Genomic DNA, 18,722 nt, shown 5'->3' with positions numbered 1-18,722 from the left:
GGACCCAGGAATAAACCTAGGGCGAGTCAGTCCTGTACACTGCACGGCCTTGGCAGCCACACCTTCCCCCGGCTGCGCACCCGATCCCTGGATTTTCCGGCCATGCAGAAAGAAACCGAAATCAAACTCCGCGTCAGCCGCGAGACCCTGGCAGCCTTGCGCGAGCATCCGCTGCTGAAAAAACGCAACAAGAGTGGCTGGGAACGCCACGAATTGATGAACCAGTATTTCGACACGCCAGAGCGTGACCTGGCCCGGGCCAAGGTCGCCCTGCGCCTGCGTCGCGACGGCGAAGAGGTGATCCAGACCCTCAAGACCCGCGGCCAGAGCATCGCCGGCCTGTCCGAGCGCAACGAATACGACTGGCACCTGCCCAAGGCCAAGCTCGACCTGAAGAAGCTCGACGGCGAATGCTGGCCCGAGGCCTTGGCCGAACTGGACAAGAAAACCCTCAAGGCCATCTTCACCACCGATTTCGTTCGCGAACGCGCTGAAATCGCTTGGGGCCGTGGCAAAAGCAAAGTGGTCATCGAAGCCGCCCTGGACCTGGGCCACGTGGTGGTCGGCAAGCAGAAGGAAGAAATCTGCGAACTGGAGCTGGAACTGCGCGAAGGCGAACCCGCCGCCCTGCTGGAACTGGCCGCCGAGCTGGCCATGACCCTGCCCCTGATGCCCTGCGACATCAGCAAGGCCGAGCGTGGCTATCGCCTGCATGACGCGGGCAGCTACGCCTTGAGCCTGCCAGCCCCGCAACTGACTGCCGAAACGCCGCTGGACGATGCCTTCGCCGCGCTGAGCTGGCATTTGCTCGGCAGCAGCCAGCGCCTGGCCGAGCAATACCGGTTCAACGGCCATTGGCGCCTGCTGCAGGACTGGGTGGAAAGCCTAGCCGAACTGCGCGCCCTGCTCAGCAGCCTCGGCCAGGCCGCGCCGCGCCAATCGACCCACGACTTGCGCCTGGCCCTGGACGCGTTGCTGGAAGACTGGCGCCCGCTGGTCCAGGCCGGCCTGGACGACGAAGACGTGCGCAAGGCCGCGCCGGAACAGTTCCTCGAAGAGCTGCAAGACCCGCGTTGGGGCCTGTTTTCCCTCAACACGTCACGCTGGCTGCTGGCCCGCAGCTGGGCCGCCGAGCGCAACACCCGCGGCAATCGCCAGGGCGCGGCGCAACTGGGCAGCTGGTTGCCACGCCTGTTGGGCGAAGAGTCCTCGTCCCTGCAATTGCAACGTTATCAACAGCAACCGGAAGACCTGGCCGAACAACTGCCGCGCATCGAACGCATCCAGGCCTGGCTGCACCATGCCCGCCAGGTGCTGGAGATCCCGGAAATGGATCGGCTCTACGGTGAGCTGAACAAGCTGGCACAACTGGCCAACCAACCGATCACCGACGAAACGCTGGATGCGCGCAAGCAACAGGCGATTGCGGTGTATCAGAATCGGGCTTGGAAGACGTTGTTGCGCCTGTAACCGAAAGATCTTCTGCGTCTGGAGTACCGCTTTCGCGAGCAAGCCCGCTCCCACACTGGATCTTCAGCGAACACAACATGTGTGTACGGCGGAGGACCATTGTGGGAGCGGGCTTGCTCGCGAAGGGGCCGGCACATTCACCTCAGATCCAACTAGCGCACCACCGGCAAACTCGTCGTCGACTTGATCTCCGACAGCGCCACGATCGAATTCACCTCCTGGATCCCCGGCACCATCGACAGCTTTTCGAAAAAGAATCGCTCATACGCCTCGATGTCCGCCGTGACGATGCGCAGCAGAAAATCCACCGAACCCATCAGCACGTAGCACTCCAACACTTCGGGAAAGCCGCGGATCGCCTCGGTGAATTCGGTGAAGTTCGAACGGCCATGGGCGTTGAGTTTCACTTCGGCGAAGATCTGCGTGTTGAGGCCGATTTTCTTGCGGTCCAGCAGGGTCACCTGGGCGCGGATGATGCCCTCCTCCTTCATCCGCTGGATCCGCCGCCAGCACGGCGATTGAGACAAACCCACTTGCTCGGCGATCTGCGCGCTGGACAGCGAGGCATCCTCTTGCAGCAGGGCCAGTATCCTGCGGTCATAGCTATCCAGCTCGCTTTGCATAGACAAACCCAAAATGAATGATCTGGAGACTCAAGCGATTCGAAACATCGCCGAAAGTACTCATCTTAGATAAGAAATACCCGGCGACGCATGTAAATATTTCTCCGCCGCCAAGGAGATCGCACATGCCCCCACTCGAAGCCGTTGCCACCACCCCGACCCGCGCCGATGTCTGGCACGCCGCCAATGCCCATTGCCGCGTGCACTATCAGATGCTGGCAGAGGCCGAGCCGGACCTGCTCTGCCGGGCATTGAACCTGTTTGCCTTGCAGGGCCTGACCCCACAGCAGGTTCGCGTCGAGCGCCTCGACGATCTGCTATCGCTGGACATCCTCATGGACGGCCTGAGTTGGCACCGTGCCCAGGTCATCGCAGAAAAATTACGTAACCTGATCGGCATGTGCTCGGTGGACCTGCAAGACGCTGATATTGCGCGAGTTGAGCCGACCCAAGCGGCCGGTTGAGCCCCCCACGGGCAAGAATTGGTAACGCATTGGTCGGGTAGTGGCCCAACGGACCACCGGGTCGGGACTATTCTTTTGCAGACCGAGCGAGGACGCCGAGGCGTCTGTATCGCGGCTTTGCTGCAATTGTCCAATAGGAACCCGCATGTCCACCAAACACGCCACTCAGGACCGCTGGCTGGACCTCAATGATCTGCTGCGCCAACTGGTCACCCAGGGCTTCATCAGCCAGGATTCGGCCGAAACCGCGCTCAACGCCCGCCGGCGCCACAGCGCCAACAGCCAGCTGCATCCGCTGGAGTTCATTGCCAACCAGCACCTGGACGACCTCAGTCGGCCCGGCAAGCGCCTGGACCTTGAGAACCTGACCCTGTGGTTGTCCCAGCAGGCCGGCCAGCCCTACATGCGCATCGACCCGCTGAAAATCAACGTGGCGGCCGTAACGCCCTTGATGTCGTATGCCTTTGCCCAGCGCCACAAGATCCTCGCGGTGGCGGTCGATCGTGACGCCGTCACCGTCGCCAGCGCACAACCCTACGTCAACAGCTGGGAAGCCGACCTGACCCATGTGCTCAAGTTGCCGATCAAGCGGGTGGTCGCCAATCCGGTGGATATCCAGCGCCTGAGCGTGGAGTTCTATCGCCTGGCCAAATCGGTCAGCGGCGCCACCACGGTCGATCAGCAACCGAGCAACCTGAGTAATTTCGAACAGTTGCTCAACCTCGGCGCCAGCGACCAGGAACCGGACGCCAACGACGCCCACATCGTCAACATCGTCGACTGGCTGTTCCAGTACGCCTTCCAACAGCGGGCCAGCGATATCCACATCGAACCGCGCCGCGAGCAGGGCACGGTGCGGTTTCGCATCGACGGGGTGCTGCACACCGTCTACCAATTCCCGCCGCAGGTCACGATGGCGATCGTCAGCCGCCTCAAGAGCCTGGGGCGGATGAACGTCGCGGAAAAACGCAAACCCCAGGATGGCCGGGTCAAGACCAAGACCCCGGACGGCGGCGAAGTGGAGTTGCGCCTGTCGACCTTGCCCACGGCGTTCGGCGAAAAAATGGTCATGCGTATCTTCGACCCGGAAGTGCTGCTCAAGGATTTCGACCAGCTCGGTTTCTCCGCCGACGACCTGCGCCGCTGGCAGGACATGACCCGCCAGCCCAACGGCATCATCCTGGTGACCGGGCCGACCGGTTCCGGCAAGACCACCACCCTCTACACCACACTCAAGAAGCTGGCGACGCCGGAAGTGAACCTCTGCACCATCGAGGACCCGATCGAAATGGTCGAGGCGTCCTTCAACCAGATGCAGGTCCAGCACAACATCGACCTGAGCTTCGCCGCCGGGGTGCGGGCCCTCATGCGACAAGACCCGGACATCATCATGATCGGTGAGATCCGAGACCTGGAAACCGCTGAAATGGCGATCCAGGCAGCGCTCACCGGTCACTTGGTCCTGTCGACGCTGCACACCAACGACGCACCGAGCGCCATCAGTCGCCTGCTGGAGCTGGGCGTGCCCCATTATTTGATCAAGGCCACCGTCCTCGGGGTCATGGCCCAGCGGTTGGTGCGCACCCTGTGCCCACAATGCAAGGCGCCACTGACCCTGAACGAAGACGACTGGCAGACCCTGACCCGGCCCTGGCAGGCACCGCTGCCGAGCAATGCCCAGCAGGCCGTCGGTTGCCTGGAATGCCGCGACACCGGTTACCGCGGCCGCGCCGGCGTCTATGAAATCATGCAACTGACCGACAGCGTCAAGGCCTTGATCCACCCCGACACCGACCTGCTGGCGGTGCGCCGCCAGGCCTTCAAGGAAGGCATGCGCAGCCTGCGGCTGTCAGGGGCACAAAAGGTCGCGGCAGGCTTGACCACGGTCGAGGAAGTGTTGCGGGTTACGCCTCAGAGCGAGCAGAAGTAATAGCGGCAGCACCTGTGGCGAGAGGGTTTTGACCTCACCGTGGGAGCAAGGCTTGCCCGCGATGAAGATGACGCGGTCTCCCTGGGAAGCGAGGCGCCTGCATCGCGAGCAAGCTTTGCTGCCACAGAGTGAGGATAATGGCCGCTTGCCCTACACTCAGGGCTCACAGGTCCATCTCAATTCGCACAGGGAACCGTCATGCAGATCGGTAGCGTACTTTTACTTTTCATCGGCCTGGTGGTCGTCATTCTCTTCATGGGCTTCAAGGTCGTACCCCAGGGCTACCAATGGACGGTCGAGCGGTTCGGCCGCTACACCAATACGCTCAAGCCCGGCCTGAACATCATCATCCCGGTGATGGATCGCATCGGGCGCAAGATCAACGTCATGGAAAGCGTGCTGGACATCCCGCCCCAGGAAGTCATCACCGCCGACAACGCCACGGTACAGATCGACGCCGTGTGCTTCTTCCAGGTGGTCAATACGGCCCAGGCAGCCTACGAAGTCAACAACCTCGAACACGCCATCCGCAACCTGTTGCAAACCAATATCCGCACCGTGCTGGGGTCCATGGAGCTGGATGCGATGCTGAGCCAGCGCGACGGCATCAACGAAAAACTGCTGCGCACCGTCGATGAAGCCACGGCGCCGTGGGGCATCAAGATCACCCGGATCGAGATCAAGGACATCAGCCCGCCGGCCGACCTGATGGCCGCCATGTCGGGGCAAATGAAAGCCGAACGGATCAAGCGTGCCCAGATCCTCGAAGCCGAGGGCCTGCGCGCGTCGGCGATTCTCACCGCCGAAGGCAAGAAGCAGGCGCAGATCCTCGAGGCCGAGGGCAGCCGCCAGGCCGCGTTCCTGGAGTCCGAGGCCCGCGAGCGCCAGGCGCAAGCCGAAGCACTGGCCACCCAGGTCGTGTCCCAGGCCATTGCCGACGGTAACGTCCAGGCCGTGAACTACTTCGTCGCGCAGAAATACATCGATGCGCTGGGCAAACTGGCGTCGGCCAACAACAGCAAGGTGATCCTGATGCCGCTGGAAGCCAGCCAGGTCATCGGTGCGGTCGGTGGCATCGGCGAGATCGTCAAGGCCACCTTCGACAGCAAGAAAGCCTGAGGCGCGCGTATGTGGGAGTTCCTGCAACACATGTCGTACTGGGACTGGCTGGCGCTGGGCGTGATCCTGCTGATCCTCGAAGTCTTCGGCGCCGGTGGCTACTTGCTGTGGATCGGCATGGCCGCCGCGGCAGTCGGCGTACTCACGTTCATCCTGCCGCAGATGCCGTGGGAGCTGCAGTTCCTGTTGTTCGGCCTGTTTGCCATCGCCACGGCACTGTACTGGTGGCAACGCCAGCGCAGCGCGGTGCGCCAAAGCGATCAGCCGCTCCTGAACCTGCGCGGACAGGAACTGATCGGCAAGGTCTTCCTGGTGCATGAAGCGATCGTCGAGGGCCGCGGCAAGATCAAGGTGGCCGACAGCGTCTGGCTGGCCAAGGGGCCCGAGTCGCCCATTGGTACGCGAGTCAAGGTGGTGGCCCAGGAAGGCGCGGTATTGCAAGTGGAGCGGGCTGACTGACAAGTCATGGAACTGAATCGAGACGCAGGTAATCCAACGTCATAGTTAACCCAGTGGAGTCACCTATCATGCGTCTCAAACTTGCTGTCGCTACCCTAGCCTTGCTGTCTCTTCCTGTTGGCTCGGCAATGGCCGACACGTTTTGGCGTAACGTCATCTCATCCGGTGCGACCACCGGTTCCACCTACCTGACCTTCAAGGATAACAAGCTGATCGTCGCCGCCCAGGACGATGCCGGCAGCTTCGTCGCCAGTGATGGCGGTATCCGCGGCCCTTACCTGGAGGCAGCGATGCAGAAAGTGCGTGCCGACAACCCAGGCCTGCAAGCCACCGACATGGAACTGGCCAACGCGATCCTGGCGAAAAACGCCGTCGCCCAGGAGTGATTCCCGGCCCATGAAAAATGCCGCTCGATTGAGCGGCATTTTTTTGCTCCGTGAACATCCCGAAGCTATCCCCAGTACCCTGTGGGAGCGGGCTTGCTCGCGAAAGCGGTGTATCAGTCAACACTACTGAACCTGACACACCGCTTTCGCGAGCAAGCCCGCTCCCACATTAGATCCGGGTTATTCGCCGATTGCGGCCTTGTAGCCTGCCGCATCGAGCAACTTATCCAGCATAGCCTTGTCGCTTGGCTTGAGCTTGAAGATCCAGGCGCCGTACGGATCGGAGTTCAGCAACTCCGGCGAACCGCCCAACTCTTCGTTGATCGCGACCACTTCGCCGGCAACCGGGGCGTAGATGTCGGAAGCGGCCTTGACCGACTCAACCACACCGGCCTGGTCACCCGCGGCAAAGACCTTACCGATTTCCGTCAGCTCGACAAACACCACATCGCCCAAGGCTTCCTGCGCATGGTCGCTGATGCCCACGGTGACGGTGCCGTCAGCTTCCAGACGGGCCCACTCATGGCTTTCGGCAAACCGCAGGTCGGCAGGGATATCACTCATATTCTGTGTCCTCAAGAGAAAGTGTCAGCGGCCAGCGGCCCGCCGCAAAAGGTTAGATCAGGGTTTTGCCATGGCGGACGAAGGTCGGTTTGACCACCCGTACCGGGTACCACTTACCACGAATTTCCACCTCGGCCCGGTCGGCGGTTTCCATCGGAACACGTGCCAGGGCAATCGACTTGCTAAGCGTAGGAGAAAAACTACCACTGGTGATCTCTCCTTCGCCAACATTGGCGATGCGAACCACTTGATGGGCGCGTAAAACGCCCCGCTCTTCCAGCACCAGCCCGACCAGTTTGTGCTGCACACCGCTGGCAAGCTCGGCCTCTAGCGCACTGCGCCCGATGAACGGACGGCTCGCCGGTTCCCAGGCGATGCTCCAGGCCATGTTCGAGGCCAGGGGCGAAACGTCCTGACCGATGTCCTGGCCGTAGAGGTTCATGCCGGCTTCCAGGCGCAAGGTATCGCGGGCGCCGAGGCCGATGGGCGAAATGCCGGCCCCTACGAGGTCGTTGAAGAAACTCGGGGCCTCTTGGGCGGGCAGCACAATCTCCAGGCCATCTTCGCCGGTGTAGCCGGTCCGGGCGATGAACCATTCGCCGTCGGCGCGGCCTTCGAAAGGCTTGAGTTGCTGGATGATTTGCCCACGCGGTTGCGTGACCAACTCGGCAATCTTTTGCCGGGCGTGGGGGCCCTGGATCGCCAGCATCGCCAGCTCGGGGCGCTCATGTAACTGCACGTCGTAGTCACCGAGCTGCGCCTGCATCCAGGCCAGGTCCTGATCGCGAGTCGAGGCGTTGAAGACCAGCCGATAGCCGTCCTCGACACGGTAGATAATCATGTCGTCGACAATGCCGCCGCGCTCATTGAGCATCGCGCTGTACAAGGCACTGCCTGAGCCCTGCAAACGGTCGACGTCATTGGCCAGCAAGCGCTGCAGCCAGACCTTGGCCTGGGGGCCGGCGACATCGATCACGGTCATGTGGGATACATCGAACACACCGCAGTCGCGACGCACCTGATGGTGCTCTTCGACTTGCGAGCCGTAGTGCAAAGGCATATCCCAACCGCCAAAATCGACCATCTTCGCGCCGAGGGCGAGATGAAGGTCATACAGAGGCGTACGCTGTCCCATGGGTTTCTCCTTCCGGGCTTGGCGAAGGTGCGGACGGACACTGCGTAGCGCGAACGCCTGAAAAAAGGAGTTTTCTGACGCTCTCAGTTGCCCGGTCCGACAGACGGACCGCACCGAATGCCGCGCATTGTAGCCGCATGAAGTAGGACTGACACCTAGCTGTTTCGATGGGCCGAACGTCGTATCAATCCGATGACCGGCAACAACCCCACCAAGACCAACGTCAGCGCCGGCAACGCGGCCCGGGCCCACTCCCCTTCGCTGGTCATCTCGAAGATCCGCACCGCCAGCGTGTCCCAGCCGAACGGGCGCATCAGCAGCGTCGCGGGCATTTCCTTGAGCACATCGACGAACACCAGCAACGCCGCGCTCAATGTCCCGGGCAACAACAACGGCAGATACACTTTGAAAAACAGTCGTGGCCCACTGACCCCAAGGCTGCGTGCCGCTTCGGGCAAGGACGGACGAATTCGCGCCAGGCTGCTCTCCAACGGACCGTAGGCCACGGCCAGGAAGCGCACCAGATACGCCAACAACAGCGCCGACAGGCTGCCCAGCAGCAACGGCTTGCCTGCGCCGCCGAGCCAGGTCGACAGCGGAATGACCAGCTCACGGTCCAGGTAGCTGAACGCGAGCATGATCGACACCGCCAACACAGAACCGGGCAAGGCATATCCCAGGTTCGCCAGGCCGACGCCGGCACGAATCGGGCGGGTCGGCGCCAACCGCCGGGCGAACGCCAGCAGCAAGGCCACGCAGACGGTGACCAACGCGGCCAGGCCGCCCAAGTAGAGGGTGTGGACGATCAGCCCGGCATAACGCTCATCCAGGTCGAAACGGCCGCGTTGCCAGAACCACACCACCAATTGCAGCACCGGGATGACAAACGCGCAGGCAAACACCAGGAAGCACCAGCCACTGGCCGCCACGGCCTTGAAGCCGCGCAACGTGTACAACGCCTTGACCCGGGGCCGCTCGTTGCTGGCTCGGTTGGCGCCGCGGGCCCGGCGTTCGCCGTAGAGCACCAGCATCACCGCCAACAACAGCAGGCTGGCCAATTGGGCTGCGCTGGATAGGCTGAAGAATCCGTACCAGGTCTTGTAGATGGCGGTGGTGAAGGTGTCGAAGTTGAACACTGACACCGCACCGAAATCCGCCAGGGTTTCCATCAGCGCCAGCGCCACGCCTGCACCGATGGCCGGCCGGGCCATCGGCAGCGCCACGCGCCAGAACGCCTGCCACGGCGATTGCCCCAGCACCCGGGCAGCCTCCATCAGGCCCTTGCCCTGGGCCAGGAAGGCGCTGCGTGCCAGCAGATAGACGTAAGGGTAAAAGACCAGCACCAGCACCAGGATTACCCCGCCGGTGGAACGAACCCGAGGCAGGCGCAGGCCGCTGCCGAACCACTCTCGCATCAGCGTCTGCACAGGGCCGGCAAAATCCAGCAGACCCACGAAGACAAACGCCAGCACATAAGCCGGAATCGCAAACGGCAGCATCAACGCCCAGTCGAGCCAGCGTCGCCCCGGGAACTCACACAGGCTGGTGAGCCAAGCGAGACTGACCCCCAACAGCGTCACACCGATCCCCACGCCAAGGATCAACGTGAGGGTGTTGCCTAGCAGGCGTGGCATTTGCGTGTCCCACAGGTGGGACCAGATCTGTTGGTCGATGCTCTGCCAGGACAGCAGCAAGACGCTCAAGGGCAACAGGACCAACGCGGCGATGGCGAAGACCAGGGGGTACCAACGGCGTTGGGCGGGGTGGGCCAAGGAAAACTCTCGTTAAATGGTCACGTGGCGAGGGAGCTTGCTCCCGCTGGGCTACGAAGTAGCCCCCAAAGTTCCGGGCCATGGCCCGCAGATACTCTGGGAGGGCTTCGCCCTCCAGCGGGAGCAAGCTCCCTCGCCACCTGTTTTCAATGAACTGAACAGGACGGGTCTCAGTTCCAGCCAGCGCGATCCATCATGCGAATGGCTTCGGCCTGGCGTTTACCCGCGACTTCCACCGGCAGGGTGTCGGCCTTGAACTTGCCCCAGGCTGCCACTTCCTTGGACGGTTCGACTTTCGGGTTGGCCGGGAATTCCTGGTTCACGTCGGCGAAAATGCTCTGTGCTTCTGGCGTGGTCATCCACTCCACCAGCTTCTTCGCGGCTTCCGGATGCGGTGCATGCTGGGTCAAGCCAATGCCGGAGAGGTTGATGTGCACGCCACGATCAGCCTGGTTCGGCCAGAACAGCTTGACCTTCAGGTCCGGCTTCTGCTGGTGCAAGCGGCCATAGTAGTAGGTGTTGACGATGCCGACATCGCATTGGCCAGCGTTGATCGCTTCAAGCAACGCAGTGTCGTCGGAGAACACGTCAGTGGACAGGTTCTTGACCCAGCCCTTGAGAATTTCCTCGGTTTTTTCCGCCCCGTGGGTTTCGATCAGGGTGGCAGTCAGGGACTGGTTGTAGACCTTCTTCGAGGTCCGCAGGCACAGACGGCCTTCCCACTCTTTGCCAGCCAACGCTTCATAGGTGATCAATTCGCTGGGTTTAACCCGCTCGGTGGAATAGACGATGGTCCGCGCCCGCAGGCTCAAGCCGGTCCAGGCGTGGGAGGACGCGCGGTATTGAGACGGGATGTTGGCGTCGATCACCGGGGAGGTAAACGGCTGGAGAATGCCCATCTGCTCGGCTTGCCAAAGGTTACCGGCATCGACGGTGAGCAGCAGGTCGGCGGTGGCGTTTGCGCCTTCGGCCTTGATCCGCTGCATCAACGGCGCTTCCTTGTCAGTGATGAACTTCACCGACACGCCGGTTTTCTTGGTGTAGGCGTCGAAGACCGGCTTGATCAGTTCATCGATGCGCGAGGAGTAGACCACCACCTCATCGGCGGCCTGGGCGGCAGTGGTGCCGATCAGGGTCAAGGCGAGGGCGGACAGCAGGCGTTTGGTTGCCAACATGGTAGCGGTCTCTGGATGGTGAGCGAAGCGCAAATGATAAGGACTCACATTTGTCATCACAATCGAACAGTAGGCGGACACATTTCCAAATGTTGCAGCCTTGAGCTGTGCAGTGTTTTGCGACAGCCATCGCGGGCGAGCCTTGCTCCCACAACAGCTCCCACATCGGACATCCGGGGGAAGCAAAAGCTTGTGGGAGCAAGGCTTGCCCGCGATAGGGCCATAAGCCCAACCCACCTCTCAAGCCTTGGCCAGATCCGGCAAATCTCCAATCAACCCCAGCGCCTCGCGCACGAACAGCGCCTTGGCCTCAGGCAAGCGGTCTACCAGTTTCAACCCGGTGTTACGCAACCAGCGCACCGGCAGCGGATCGGCCTGGAACAACCGCTCGAAGCCCTCCATCGCGGCCATCAGCGCCAGGTTGTGGGGCATGCGGCGCCGCTCGTAGCGGCTCAACACCTTCACGTCCGCCAAGCGCTCGCCGCGTGCGGCCGCTTGCAACAGCACTTCGGCCAGCACGGCGGCGTCGAGGAAGCCCAGGTTCACCCCCTGCCCAGCCAACGGATGGATGGTGTGGGCCGCGTCGCCGATCAGCGCCAGCCCTTCGGCCACGTAGCGTTTGGCATGGCGCTGGCGCAGCGGCACGCACAGGCGCGGGTCGGCGCTCAGTACCGGACCGAGCTGGCCTTCGAAGGCGCGTTCCAGCTCGTTGCAGAATCGAGTGTCATCGAGCGCCATCAAACGCTGCGCTTCTTCGGGGGTCGTGGACCAGACAATCGAGCACCAGTCATGCTGGCCGTCACGCTCAAGGGGCAGGAACGCCAGCGGACCGTTATCGGTGAAGCGCTGCCATGCCGTCATTCGATGCGGCCGGGTGCTGCGCACGCTGGTGACGATGGCATGGTGCAGGTAATCCCATTCGCGTGTTGCCACGCCGGTCAGGCGGCGCACAGCCGAATTCGCGCCGTCGGCGGCAATGACCAGGGGCGCGCGCAGGGTGCGGCCATCGGCCAGGGTCAGCAACCAATCATCGCCGGAGCGACGCATCTGTTCCAGCCGGGCATTGGCCAGCAGGCCCAGGTCGCAATCATGCAACCGATCCAGCAGCGCGTCCTGCACCACGCGATTTTCAACGATGTGCCCAAGCGTCTCGGCGTGCAGGCTGGCGGCGGAAAAATGAATCTGCCCGGTGCCGCTGCCGTCCCAGACGTGCATGTCGGTATAAGGGCTGGCACGCCGGGTGGTGATGCCGTCCCAGACGCCCAGGCGGTCGAGGATTCGCTGGCTGGCCGTCGACAAGGCGCTGACCCGGGGCTCGAACGCGGCCTGGGGATCGAAGGGCTTGACGCTCATCGGGCTGCCGTCGAGCAACAGCACTTGCAGGCCACTGCCCTGCAACGCCAGCGCCAGGGCGCTGCCGACCATACCGGCGCCGACAATCAGCAGATCTGCACGCAATTCCATGCTCTATGCCTGTTTTGCTGGCGACGTCAGTCGCCCATGAAAAGAAGTGACCACGCCAGCCTCACGCATCGGGACGCGTCCCCAAACCCATGGCCTGGCGGGCGAACCAGCGCTTGGCCGGAGGCAACAGGTCGAGGCCCAGCAAGCCGAGGTTACGGCCCAGGGACACCAGCGGCAGGTTGCTGCCGAACAGGCGCGTGACCTGGTCGGAGAAGCCCACGGTCAGGGCCTGATCCGTGCGCTGGCTCTCGCGATAAGCCTGCAACACGGCAAAGTCTCCGGGCTCGCCGTCGCTGTCGAGCAAGGCATCGGCCAGGGCCTGGGCATCGCGCAGGGACAGGTTGAACCCCTGCCCGGCAATTGGATGCAGGCTGTGGGCGGCGTTGCCGAGGATTGCCAGGTGCGGACGGACCTGCTCTTCAGCCTCCACCAACGCCAGCGGGTACAAGTGCCGCACGCCCACCTGTTTCAGCGTCCCCAGGCGATAACCGAACACGCCCTGCAATTCGCTGAGGAAGCTGCGCTCGTCGAGGGCTGCCAGCCGTTGTGCGTCCATGCCCTGGCGGGTCCAGACCAGCGCGCAACGATTCTCCGGCAGCGGCAACAAGGCCATCGGGCCGTCATCGGTGAAGCGTTCGAAGGCCATGCCATTGTGGGCTTCGCTGGGGGTGATGTTGGCAATCAAGGCGCTTTGGTCATATGGGCGACTGCGCACGCCGACGCCCAACTGCTCGCGCAGGCTGGAGCGACCACCATCGGCCAGTACCGCAAGATCGCATTCCAGGGTGGTTTCGTCGTCGAGGGTCAGGCGATAACCGCCGACCAATGGCTCCATGCGCATCACCTGCGCCGGACAGCGCCAACTGACCACTTCCGGGTCCAGGCCTTGCCACAGGCACTGGCCGAGCCAGGCGTTTTCCACCACATAGCCCAGCGCTGGCACACCTTCTTCCATGGCCGACAGCCGCGCCGTGGAAAACCGCCCGCGGTCGGACACATGGATCTGCTTGATCGGTTCGGCGCGGCGGGAAATCTCTTGCCAGACACCCAGGCGTTGATAAATCTGCCGGGCACCGTAGGACAATGCCGAGGACCGGGCATCGTAGCTTGGCTGCCAGGCGTCGCCAGGGGCGAAGGGCTCGATCAGCATGATCTTCCAGCCCCGGGCCTTGGCACCAGCCTGCAGGGCCAGGGCCAGGCTCGCGCCGACCAGGCCGCCGCCGATGATCGCCACGTTGATCCGGCTCATGCCGCTTGCGTCCGGGCGGCGGCCATCAGGGCCTCGATGTCGGCGACCGTTTTCGGCACGCCTCGGCTCAGGATTTCACAACCGGTCTTGGTCACTACCACGTCATCCTCGATGCGCACGCCAATGCCGCGCCATTTTTTCGCGACGCTGCGGTTGTTCGGGCTGATATAGATGCCCGGTTCCACTGTCAACGTCATGCCGATTTCCAGGACCCGCCATTCGCCGCCGACCCGGTATTCGCCCACATCATGCACGTCCATGCCTAGCCAATGGCCGGCGCGGTGCATGTAGAACGCCCGGTAGGCCTCGCTGGCAATCAAATCGTCCACCTCACCCTCCAGCAGTCCCAGGCGCACCAACCCTTCGGTAATGACCCGGACCGTCGCTTCGTGGGCCTGGTTCCAGTGTTTGTCCGGTGCGATCTGGGCAAACGCGGCTTCCTGGGCAGCCAGCACCACTTCGTAGATCGCCTTCTGTTCGGGCGAAAACTTGCCGCTGACCGGCCAGGTACGCGTGATATCGCTGGCGTAGCAGTCGATTTCACAGCCGGCGTCGATCAACACCAGGTCGCCGTCCTTAAGCAACGCGTCGTTCTGCTGATAGTGCAGGATGCAGCTGTTGCGCCCCGCCGCGACGATCGAGCCGTAGGCCGGCATCTTCGCCCCGCCCTTGCGAAACTCATAATCGAGCTCGGCCTCCAGGCTGAACTCATGCAACCCCGGGCGCGCCGCCTGCATCGCCCGGATGTGCGCCTGGGCGGAGATCCGCGCCGCTTCGCGCATGACCTTCAGTTCCGCCGCCGATTTATACAGGCGCATGTCGTGCAGCAAGTGATCCAGGGCAACGAATTCGTTCGGCGGCTGGGCGCCAAGGTGGGCCTTGGAGCGAATCACGTTGATCCACTCCATCAGGTGCCGGTCGAATTCAGGGTTGCTGCCCATGGCCGAATACACCCGGTCGCGACCTTCGATCAGGCCCGGCAGGATGTCGTCGATGTCGGCGATGGGAAAAGCGTCGTCGGCACCGTAGTCACGGATCGCGCCTTCCTGGCCGGCGCGCAGGCCGTCCCACAACTCACGTTCGGCGTTGCGCTCGCGACAAAAGAGGATGTATTCGCCATGGGCGCGGCCGGGCATCAGCACCAGCACCGCTTGCGGCTCGGGAAAGCCGCTGAGGTATTGGAAGTCGCTGTCCTGGCGGTAGACATGCTCGACGTCGCGGTTGCGGATCGCAACGGCGGCGGCGGGCAGGATTGCGATGCTGTTGGGTTCCATCTGCGCCATCAAGGCCTTGCGGCGACGGCTGTATTCCGATTTCGGGATATGAATCATGGGCAGACGGGGTTCCCTCTAACAATTAATGCAAGGACGGCTTGGGGGCCGCTGCATCGGTTTTCTTGGTCTCGGTGAACAGCAGCAATGGCGCGACCCGCAGGTACTCCATCACTTCCATGTAGTCGCTTTCGCCGTCGTCGGACTCTTCCAGGGCATCCTGGACCTGAGAAATCGCGGCCAGATCCTGCAGCACTTCCTTCGCTTCTTCGCTCAGCGCGTATTCGCGGCGGGTCAGGCCGAAGCCGGCGAGGAAGCCCTGGCACCACTGCCCCAGCGCCGCGGCGCGCTCGGCCAGGGGGGCGTCGTCAGTGGGCAACAGCAGGACGACGGTCATGTCGTCGCTGGTCAACTCGCCCTTGACCATTTCCTGCAGGCCGATCAGCGCGTTACGGACGTTGTCCGCCGGCTCGCCTTCCAACAGCTCGGCGGCGTCGGCCAACCAGCCGTCGGCCTCGAAGCCGGCGCCGGCGCAGCTGCGACCGAGCAACAGGCCATGCAGTTCGGCGGGCGAGACAGGATGACCGCTGGTGCTCAGCAGGGTGGCGAATGCTTGATACGGGGAATTCTGAATGGGCATGGGCAGCTAGGCGCCAGACGGCGCTATGTCTAGAATGGAGGCCTTGTATCCTACATCGACAGACTCGCCAAGACTATCAGAGGCTGTGCGACCCATACCCTCCATCAGACACAATCTTCAGTGGACACAATGGAAGACACCGACCTGCAAGCGCTGATGGCCAGACTCGAACTGCTAATTGACCGGGTCGAGCAACTTAAGAGCCAAAACGGACTCCTATTAGCTCAGGAAAAAACCTGGCGCGAGGAACGCGCGCACCTCATTGAAAAAAACGAAATCGCCCGGCGTAAGGTCGAATCGATGATTTCGCGCCTCAAGGCCCTGGAGCAAGACTCATGAGTTCAAGCAATAGCGTTACCGTGCAGATCCTCGACAAAGAATATTCGATCATCTGCCCCCAGGAAGAGCGCAGCAACCTGGTGAGTGCCGCCCGTTACCTGGACGGCAAGATGCGCGAGATCCGCAGCAGCGGCAAAGTCATCGGCGCCGATCGCATCGCCGTGATGGCCGCCTTGAACATCACCCACGACCTGTTGCATCGCCAGGACACGCCGGACGTACAGGTCAGCGGCTCGACCCGTGAACAGGTGCGCGACCTGCTCGATCGGGTGGATCTGGTGCTCGCCACCGATCCAGACGTCGCCAAGGGCTGATTCGCGAAGCTGCCTGGGGTATACTCGCGTCACTCCCTGGGGTGCTTGCCAGTTGGTGATGTCCCTGAGCCGATACGCACAACCACGGGGGTTGCACGTTGGGGCCGGTGTGCATGTCCGCTTGACGGAAAGCCTTAACGCCTCCTGCAACTTCCACCTTGAACTTTCGGGTTCAAGGGCTAAGCCGACAGCGGTTCATCCGGGGAGCCTGACTCCAGACAATGCCAGTTCATATGAACTGGCATTGTCGTTTCTGGCGCAGGCATTTCTGGGCACCCTGTTTTGCGGTTACGCTGTGACATCGCCACTGCGTGAAGCCTTGATATGACCGAACCCGCGCTGCTGCCCCGCCCGCAACTTCGACGCCTGCTGCGCCAGGCCCGTCGCGCTCTGACGCCCGCCCAGCAACGGCAAGCCGCCCGCGGGCTGTACAAACAACTGGCCCAGCACCCGCTGTTTCGCCGTGCAAAGCACATCGCCCTGTACCTGCCCAACGATGGCGAAATCGACCCGCGCCTGCTACTGCGCGCGGCCCAGCGCCGGGGCAAGGCCACTTACCTGCCGGTACTCAGCCCGTGGCCGCAGACCAAGATGGTATTCCAACGCATCCACCCCGGCGAACAGATGCAGCCCAATCGGTTTCGTATCCCTGAACCACGCAAGAACGTCGCCCGGCAACGCAAGGTCTGGACGCTGGACCTGGTGTTGTTGCCACTGGTGGGGTTTGACGATGCGGGAGGTCGATTGGGCATGGGCGGCGGTTTTTACGACCGCAGCCTGGCGTACCTGGCGCGACGCAAGCAGTGGCGCAAGCCAACGCTATTGGGGCTGGCCCATGAATGCCAGAAGGTCGAACGATTGGCGCAGGCAAGCTGGGACGTACCGCTACAGGGAACGGTCAGCGACAGGCGGTGGTATATCGCGGGATAGACGCCACGGTCATCCGCGGCGCCTGGAAAGCGGGTTCAGCGTTTGAGCGATGGCGCGGGTTGGGTGATATCCACCGGCGCCTCGGTCTTGTTGGCCCACAGGCTTTGGGCGTAACCCGTGGTCACGACACCCAGACCGAACAGAATGACCAAGATCCACAACAAATCCGGTTTGCGTTTCATCGATTGCCCCCCTCAAGGCATATCACACACGATGACAGCAGCGGTTTTCTTATTGGCCGTGCAGCAGCGTCAAGCTTGGAAGGCCGGCATTTTGCGGCAACCGGCCCCTACACGCAAACTCTGGCGTCAACCGACTGTCGGTTTGTCATAAAATCGCTGAACTATTTTTTCCACACCGCCAAGGAGTAGCAATCATGGCCTATTGGCTGATGAAATCCGAGCCTGACGAATTGTCCATCCAGGGCTTGGAAAAGCTTGGCCAGGCCCGTTGGGACGGGGTTCGCAACTACCAGGCACGCAATTTCCTGCGGGCCATGGCGGTGGGCGATACATTCTTTTTCTACCATTCCAGCTGCCCCGAGCCCGGTATCGCCGGGATCGGCAAAATCATCCAGGCGGCCTACCCCGACCCGACCGCCTTGGACCCGGACAGCCATTATTTCGACGCCAAGGCCAGCCCGGACAAAAACCCCTGGACCGCGATCGACGTGGCCCATGTCGAGACGTTCCGCCACGTCCTGAAGCTCGACTGCCTCAAGCAACAGACCGCCCTGGCGGAAATGCCGCTGGTGCAGAAAGGCTCGCGGCTGTCAGTGATGCCGGTGACGGCGGAGCAGTGGGCGGCGGTGGTTGCGCTGAAGCCTTGAGTGATTCGCTGTCCGGTAGGCCGCTATCGCGAGCAAGCTCGCTCCCACAGGGGTCTCGGTTGTTCACAAAATAGGACCACTGGAGATCCACTGTGGGAGCGAGCTTGCTCGCGATAGGGCCCGCCCAGCCACCACAAAACCTATTGAATGATCAGGTTGTTGAACAACAAATCATCCACCATCGGCTTGCCAGTCTCGTCGTTCATCACCTGCTGGGTCTGCTTCAACGCTTCCTGACGCAGTTTTTCCTTGGCTTCGAGGTTGTTCATCCCCTCGGTGGTCTGCTGGGCAAACAACGCCACCAACTGGTTACGAATCAGTGGCTCGTTGGCCTTGACCGCCGCCGCGGCGGCATCACCGGTCACGCGCAGGGCCACGTCGGCCTTGTAGACCTTCAGCTTCGCCGTGCCGTCCAAGCCATAGTTGCCCACGAACGGCGGGCTGAGGGTGATATAACTGACTTTCGGTGCCTCGCCCTCTTTCGCTTCCTTGGCCTCTTCGGCCATCGCCGCCACAGGCAGCGACAGGGCCAGCATCAACATGATCCACGCTTTCACAATCGATTCCTCATCCGGTTTGCGGCCCAGCA

The 18,722-nt window shown here is 62.4% G+C and carries 21 protein-coding genes and 1 other RNA gene; 11 read left to right on the top strand and 11 right to left on the bottom strand.

Annotated elements, in window-relative coordinates; all coding sequences use genetic code 11:
- The first annotated feature begins 102 nt into the window (after positions 1–102).
- Positions 103–1,470, top strand: coding sequence for a CYTH domain-containing protein (locus M1D99_RS01830; RefSeq protein ID WP_458131316.1), 1,368 nt, complete (start codon positions 103–105; stop codon positions 1,468–1,470).
- Positions 1,471–1,622: 152 nt separating this feature from the next.
- On the opposite strand, the gene M1D99_RS01825 is transcribed toward M1D99_RS01830, so the two are convergent.
- Positions 1,623–2,093, bottom strand: a complete 471-nt coding sequence (locus M1D99_RS01825) for an Lrp/AsnC family transcriptional regulator (protein WP_186707580.1) — start codon at positions 2,091–2,093, stop codon at positions 1,623–1,625.
- Positions 2,094–2,218: 125 nt separating this feature from the next.
- On the opposite strand from M1D99_RS01825, the gene M1D99_RS01820 reads away from it, so the two are divergent.
- The 5 genes from M1D99_RS01820 (at position 2,219) to M1D99_RS01800 (ending at position 6,451) form a co-directional block, all read left to right on the top strand.
- Positions 2,219–2,557, top strand: a complete 339-nt coding sequence (locus tag M1D99_RS01820; RefSeq protein WP_434573683.1) for a hypothetical protein — start codon at positions 2,219–2,221, stop codon at positions 2,555–2,557.
- A gap of 145 nt (positions 2,558–2,702) precedes the next feature.
- Positions 2,703–4,487, top strand: a complete 1,785-nt coding sequence (locus tag M1D99_RS01815) for a GspE/PulE family protein (protein WP_186730173.1) — start codon at positions 2,703–2,705, stop codon at positions 4,485–4,487.
- Between the two features lie 198 nt (positions 4,488–4,685).
- Entirely contained in the window at positions 4,686–5,606 is a 921-nt protein-coding gene (locus M1D99_RS01810) for an SPFH domain-containing protein (RefSeq protein ID WP_186707583.1), read from the top strand.
- Between the two features lie 9 nt (positions 5,607–5,615).
- On the top strand, positions 5,616–6,065 hold the full coding sequence (locus tag M1D99_RS01805) for an NfeD family protein (protein WP_186707584.1): 450 nt from the start codon (positions 5,616–5,618) through the stop codon (positions 6,063–6,065).
- A 65-nt stretch (positions 6,066–6,130) separates the two neighbouring features.
- A complete protein-coding gene (locus M1D99_RS01800; RefSeq protein ID WP_186707601.1) occupies positions 6,131–6,451 on the top strand; it encodes a DUF2388 domain-containing protein in 321 nt (106 codons plus the stop codon).
- Between the two features lie 180 nt (positions 6,452–6,631).
- Here M1D99_RS01800 and gcvH read toward each other — a convergent pair whose 3' ends face one another.
- The 8 genes from gcvH to M1D99_RS01760 all read right to left on the bottom strand — a co-directional run bounded on the left by gcvH (position 6,632) and on the right by M1D99_RS01760 (position 15,721).
- Positions 6,632–7,015, bottom strand: coding sequence for a glycine cleavage system protein GcvH (gene gcvH / locus M1D99_RS01795; protein WP_434573681.1), 384 nt, complete (start codon positions 7,013–7,015; stop codon positions 6,632–6,634).
- A 52-nt stretch (positions 7,016–7,067) separates the two neighbouring features.
- The gene (gene gcvT, locus M1D99_RS01790) at positions 7,068–8,150 is read right to left on the bottom strand and encodes a glycine cleavage system aminomethyltransferase GcvT (RefSeq protein ID WP_434573679.1); all 1,083 of its coding nucleotides are present in this window, start codon (positions 8,148–8,150) and stop codon (positions 7,068–7,070) included.
- Positions 8,151–8,305: 155 nt separating this feature from the next.
- Entirely contained in the window at positions 8,306–9,922 is a 1,617-nt protein-coding gene (locus M1D99_RS01785) for an ABC transporter permease (protein WP_434573677.1), read from the bottom strand.
- A gap of 170 nt (positions 9,923–10,092) precedes the next feature.
- Positions 10,093–11,097 carry an extracellular solute-binding protein gene (locus M1D99_RS01780; protein WP_434573675.1) on the bottom strand — a complete coding sequence of 335 codons (1,005 nt, stop codon included), beginning with the start codon at positions 11,095–11,097 and terminating at the stop codon, positions 10,093–10,095.
- A gap of 240 nt (positions 11,098–11,337) precedes the next feature.
- The gene (locus tag M1D99_RS01775) at positions 11,338–12,555 is read right to left on the bottom strand and encodes a 2-octaprenyl-3-methyl-6-methoxy-1,4-benzoquinol hydroxylase (protein ID WP_186730176.1); all 1,218 of its coding nucleotides are present in this window, start codon (positions 12,553–12,555) and stop codon (positions 11,338–11,340) included.
- A gap of 67 nt (positions 12,556–12,622) precedes the next feature.
- Positions 12,623–13,810, bottom strand: a complete 1,188-nt coding sequence (gene ubiH / locus M1D99_RS01770) for a 2-octaprenyl-6-methoxyphenyl hydroxylase (RefSeq protein ID WP_458131315.1) — start codon at positions 13,808–13,810, stop codon at positions 12,623–12,625.
- Entirely contained in the window at positions 13,807–15,141 is a 1,335-nt protein-coding gene (gene pepP, locus M1D99_RS01765; protein ID WP_434573673.1) for a Xaa-Pro aminopeptidase, read from the bottom strand. The genes ubiH and pepP overlap by 4 nt, the downstream gene beginning before the upstream one ends.
- 25 nt (positions 15,142–15,166) lie before the next feature.
- Complete coding sequence (locus tag M1D99_RS01760) at positions 15,167–15,721, bottom strand: YecA/YgfB family protein (protein WP_058542287.1); 555 nt, start codon at positions 15,719–15,721, stop codon at positions 15,167–15,169.
- Positions 15,722–15,850: 129 nt separating this feature from the next.
- Here M1D99_RS01760 and M1D99_RS01755 point away from each other — a divergent pair, with 129 nt between their 5' ends.
- The 4 genes from M1D99_RS01755 to M1D99_RS01740 all read left to right on the top strand — a co-directional run bounded on the left by M1D99_RS01755 (position 15,851) and on the right by M1D99_RS01740 (position 17,304).
- Entirely contained in the window at positions 15,851–16,060 is a 210-nt protein-coding gene (locus tag M1D99_RS01755) for a TIGR02449 family protein (protein ID WP_003177365.1), read from the top strand.
- Complete coding sequence (locus M1D99_RS01750) at positions 16,057–16,374, top strand: cell division protein ZapA (RefSeq protein ID WP_053126417.1); 318 nt, start codon at positions 16,057–16,059, stop codon at positions 16,372–16,374. Before M1D99_RS01755 ends, M1D99_RS01750 begins: the two co-directional genes overlap by 4 nt.
- Positions 16,375–16,404: 30 nt before the next feature.
- Positions 16,405–16,584, top strand: a non-coding RNA gene (ssrS, locus tag M1D99_RS01745) — 6S RNA.
- Positions 16,585–16,698: 114 nt separating this feature from the next.
- Entirely contained in the window at positions 16,699–17,304 is a 606-nt protein-coding gene (locus M1D99_RS01740) for a 5-formyltetrahydrofolate cyclo-ligase (RefSeq protein WP_186707591.1), read from the top strand.
- 35 nt (positions 17,305–17,339) lie between these two features.
- On the opposite strand, the gene M1D99_RS01735 is transcribed toward M1D99_RS01740, so the two are convergent.
- Positions 17,340–17,486, bottom strand: a complete 147-nt coding sequence (locus M1D99_RS01735; protein WP_162893876.1) for a hypothetical protein — start codon at positions 17,484–17,486, stop codon at positions 17,340–17,342.
- A 194-nt stretch (positions 17,487–17,680) separates the two neighbouring features.
- On the opposite strand from M1D99_RS01735, the gene M1D99_RS01730 reads away from it, so the two are divergent.
- Positions 17,681–18,133 (top strand): EVE domain-containing protein, encoded by a 453-nt coding sequence (locus M1D99_RS01730; RefSeq protein ID WP_434573668.1) that lies wholly within the window; start codon positions 17,681–17,683, stop codon positions 18,131–18,133.
- Between the two features lie 140 nt (positions 18,134–18,273).
- On the opposite strand, the gene M1D99_RS01725 is transcribed toward M1D99_RS01730, so the two are convergent.
- The gene (locus M1D99_RS01725; protein ID WP_186707593.1) at positions 18,274–18,690 is read right to left on the bottom strand and encodes a flagellar basal body-associated FliL family protein; all 417 of its coding nucleotides are present in this window, start codon (positions 18,688–18,690) and stop codon (positions 18,274–18,276) included.
- Positions 18,691–18,722: the final 32 nt, after the last annotated feature.

This window comes from Pseudomonas sp. R3-41 (assembly GCF_054161485.1).
The sequence above is the reverse complement of the archived record's forward strand: the minus strand, read 5'-3'. Positions and strand labels throughout refer to the sequence as shown.

Coding starts and splice junctions, on each gene's coding strand:
- M1D99_RS01815 (WP_186730173.1), top strand. CDS start 2,703: ATGTCCACCAAACACGCCACTCAGGACCGCTGGCTGGACCTCAATGAT.
- M1D99_RS01740 (WP_186707591.1), top strand. CDS start 16,699: ATGACCGAACCCGCGCTGCTGCCCCGCCCGCAACTTCGACGCCTGCTG.
- gcvT (WP_434573679.1), bottom strand. CDS start 8,150: ATGGGACAGCGTACGCCTCTGTATGACCTTCATCTCGCCCTCGGCGCG.
- M1D99_RS01820 (WP_434573683.1), top strand. CDS start 2,219: ATGCCCCCACTCGAAGCCGTTGCCACCACCCCGACCCGCGCCGATGTC.
- M1D99_RS01760 (WP_058542287.1), bottom strand. CDS start 15,721: ATGCCCATTCAGAATTCCCCGTATCAAGCATTCGCCACCCTGCTGAGC.
- gcvH (WP_434573681.1), bottom strand. CDS start 7,015: ATGAGTGATATCCCTGCCGACCTGCGGTTTGCCGAAAGCCATGAGTGG.
- M1D99_RS01810 (WP_186707583.1), top strand. CDS start 4,686: ATGCAGATCGGTAGCGTACTTTTACTTTTCATCGGCCTGGTGGTCGTC.
- M1D99_RS01735 (WP_162893876.1), bottom strand. CDS start 17,486: ATGAAACGCAAACCGGATTTGTTGTGGATCTTGGTCATTCTGTTCGGT.
- M1D99_RS01750 (WP_053126417.1), top strand. CDS start 16,057: ATGAGTTCAAGCAATAGCGTTACCGTGCAGATCCTCGACAAAGAATAT.
- ubiH (WP_458131315.1), bottom strand. CDS start 13,810: ATGAGCCGGATCAACGTGGCGATCATCGGCGGCGGCCTGGTCGGCGCG.
- M1D99_RS01755 (WP_003177365.1), top strand. CDS start 15,851: ATGGAAGACACCGACCTGCAAGCGCTGATGGCCAGACTCGAACTGCTA.
- pepP (WP_434573673.1), bottom strand. CDS start 15,141: ATGATTCATATCCCGAAATCGGAATACAGCCGTCGCCGCAAGGCCTTG.
- M1D99_RS01730 (WP_434573668.1), top strand. CDS start 17,681: ATGGCCTATTGGCTGATGAAATCCGAGCCTGACGAATTGTCCATCCAG.
- M1D99_RS01825 (WP_186707580.1), bottom strand. CDS start 2,093: ATGCAAAGCGAGCTGGATAGCTATGACCGCAGGATACTGGCCCTGCTG.
- M1D99_RS01830 (WP_458131316.1), top strand. CDS start 103: ATGCAGAAAGAAACCGAAATCAAACTCCGCGTCAGCCGCGAGACCCTG.
- M1D99_RS01805 (WP_186707584.1), top strand. CDS start 5,616: ATGTGGGAGTTCCTGCAACACATGTCGTACTGGGACTGGCTGGCGCTG.
- M1D99_RS01780 (WP_434573675.1), bottom strand. CDS start 11,097: ATGTTGGCAACCAAACGCCTGCTGTCCGCCCTCGCCTTGACCCTGATC.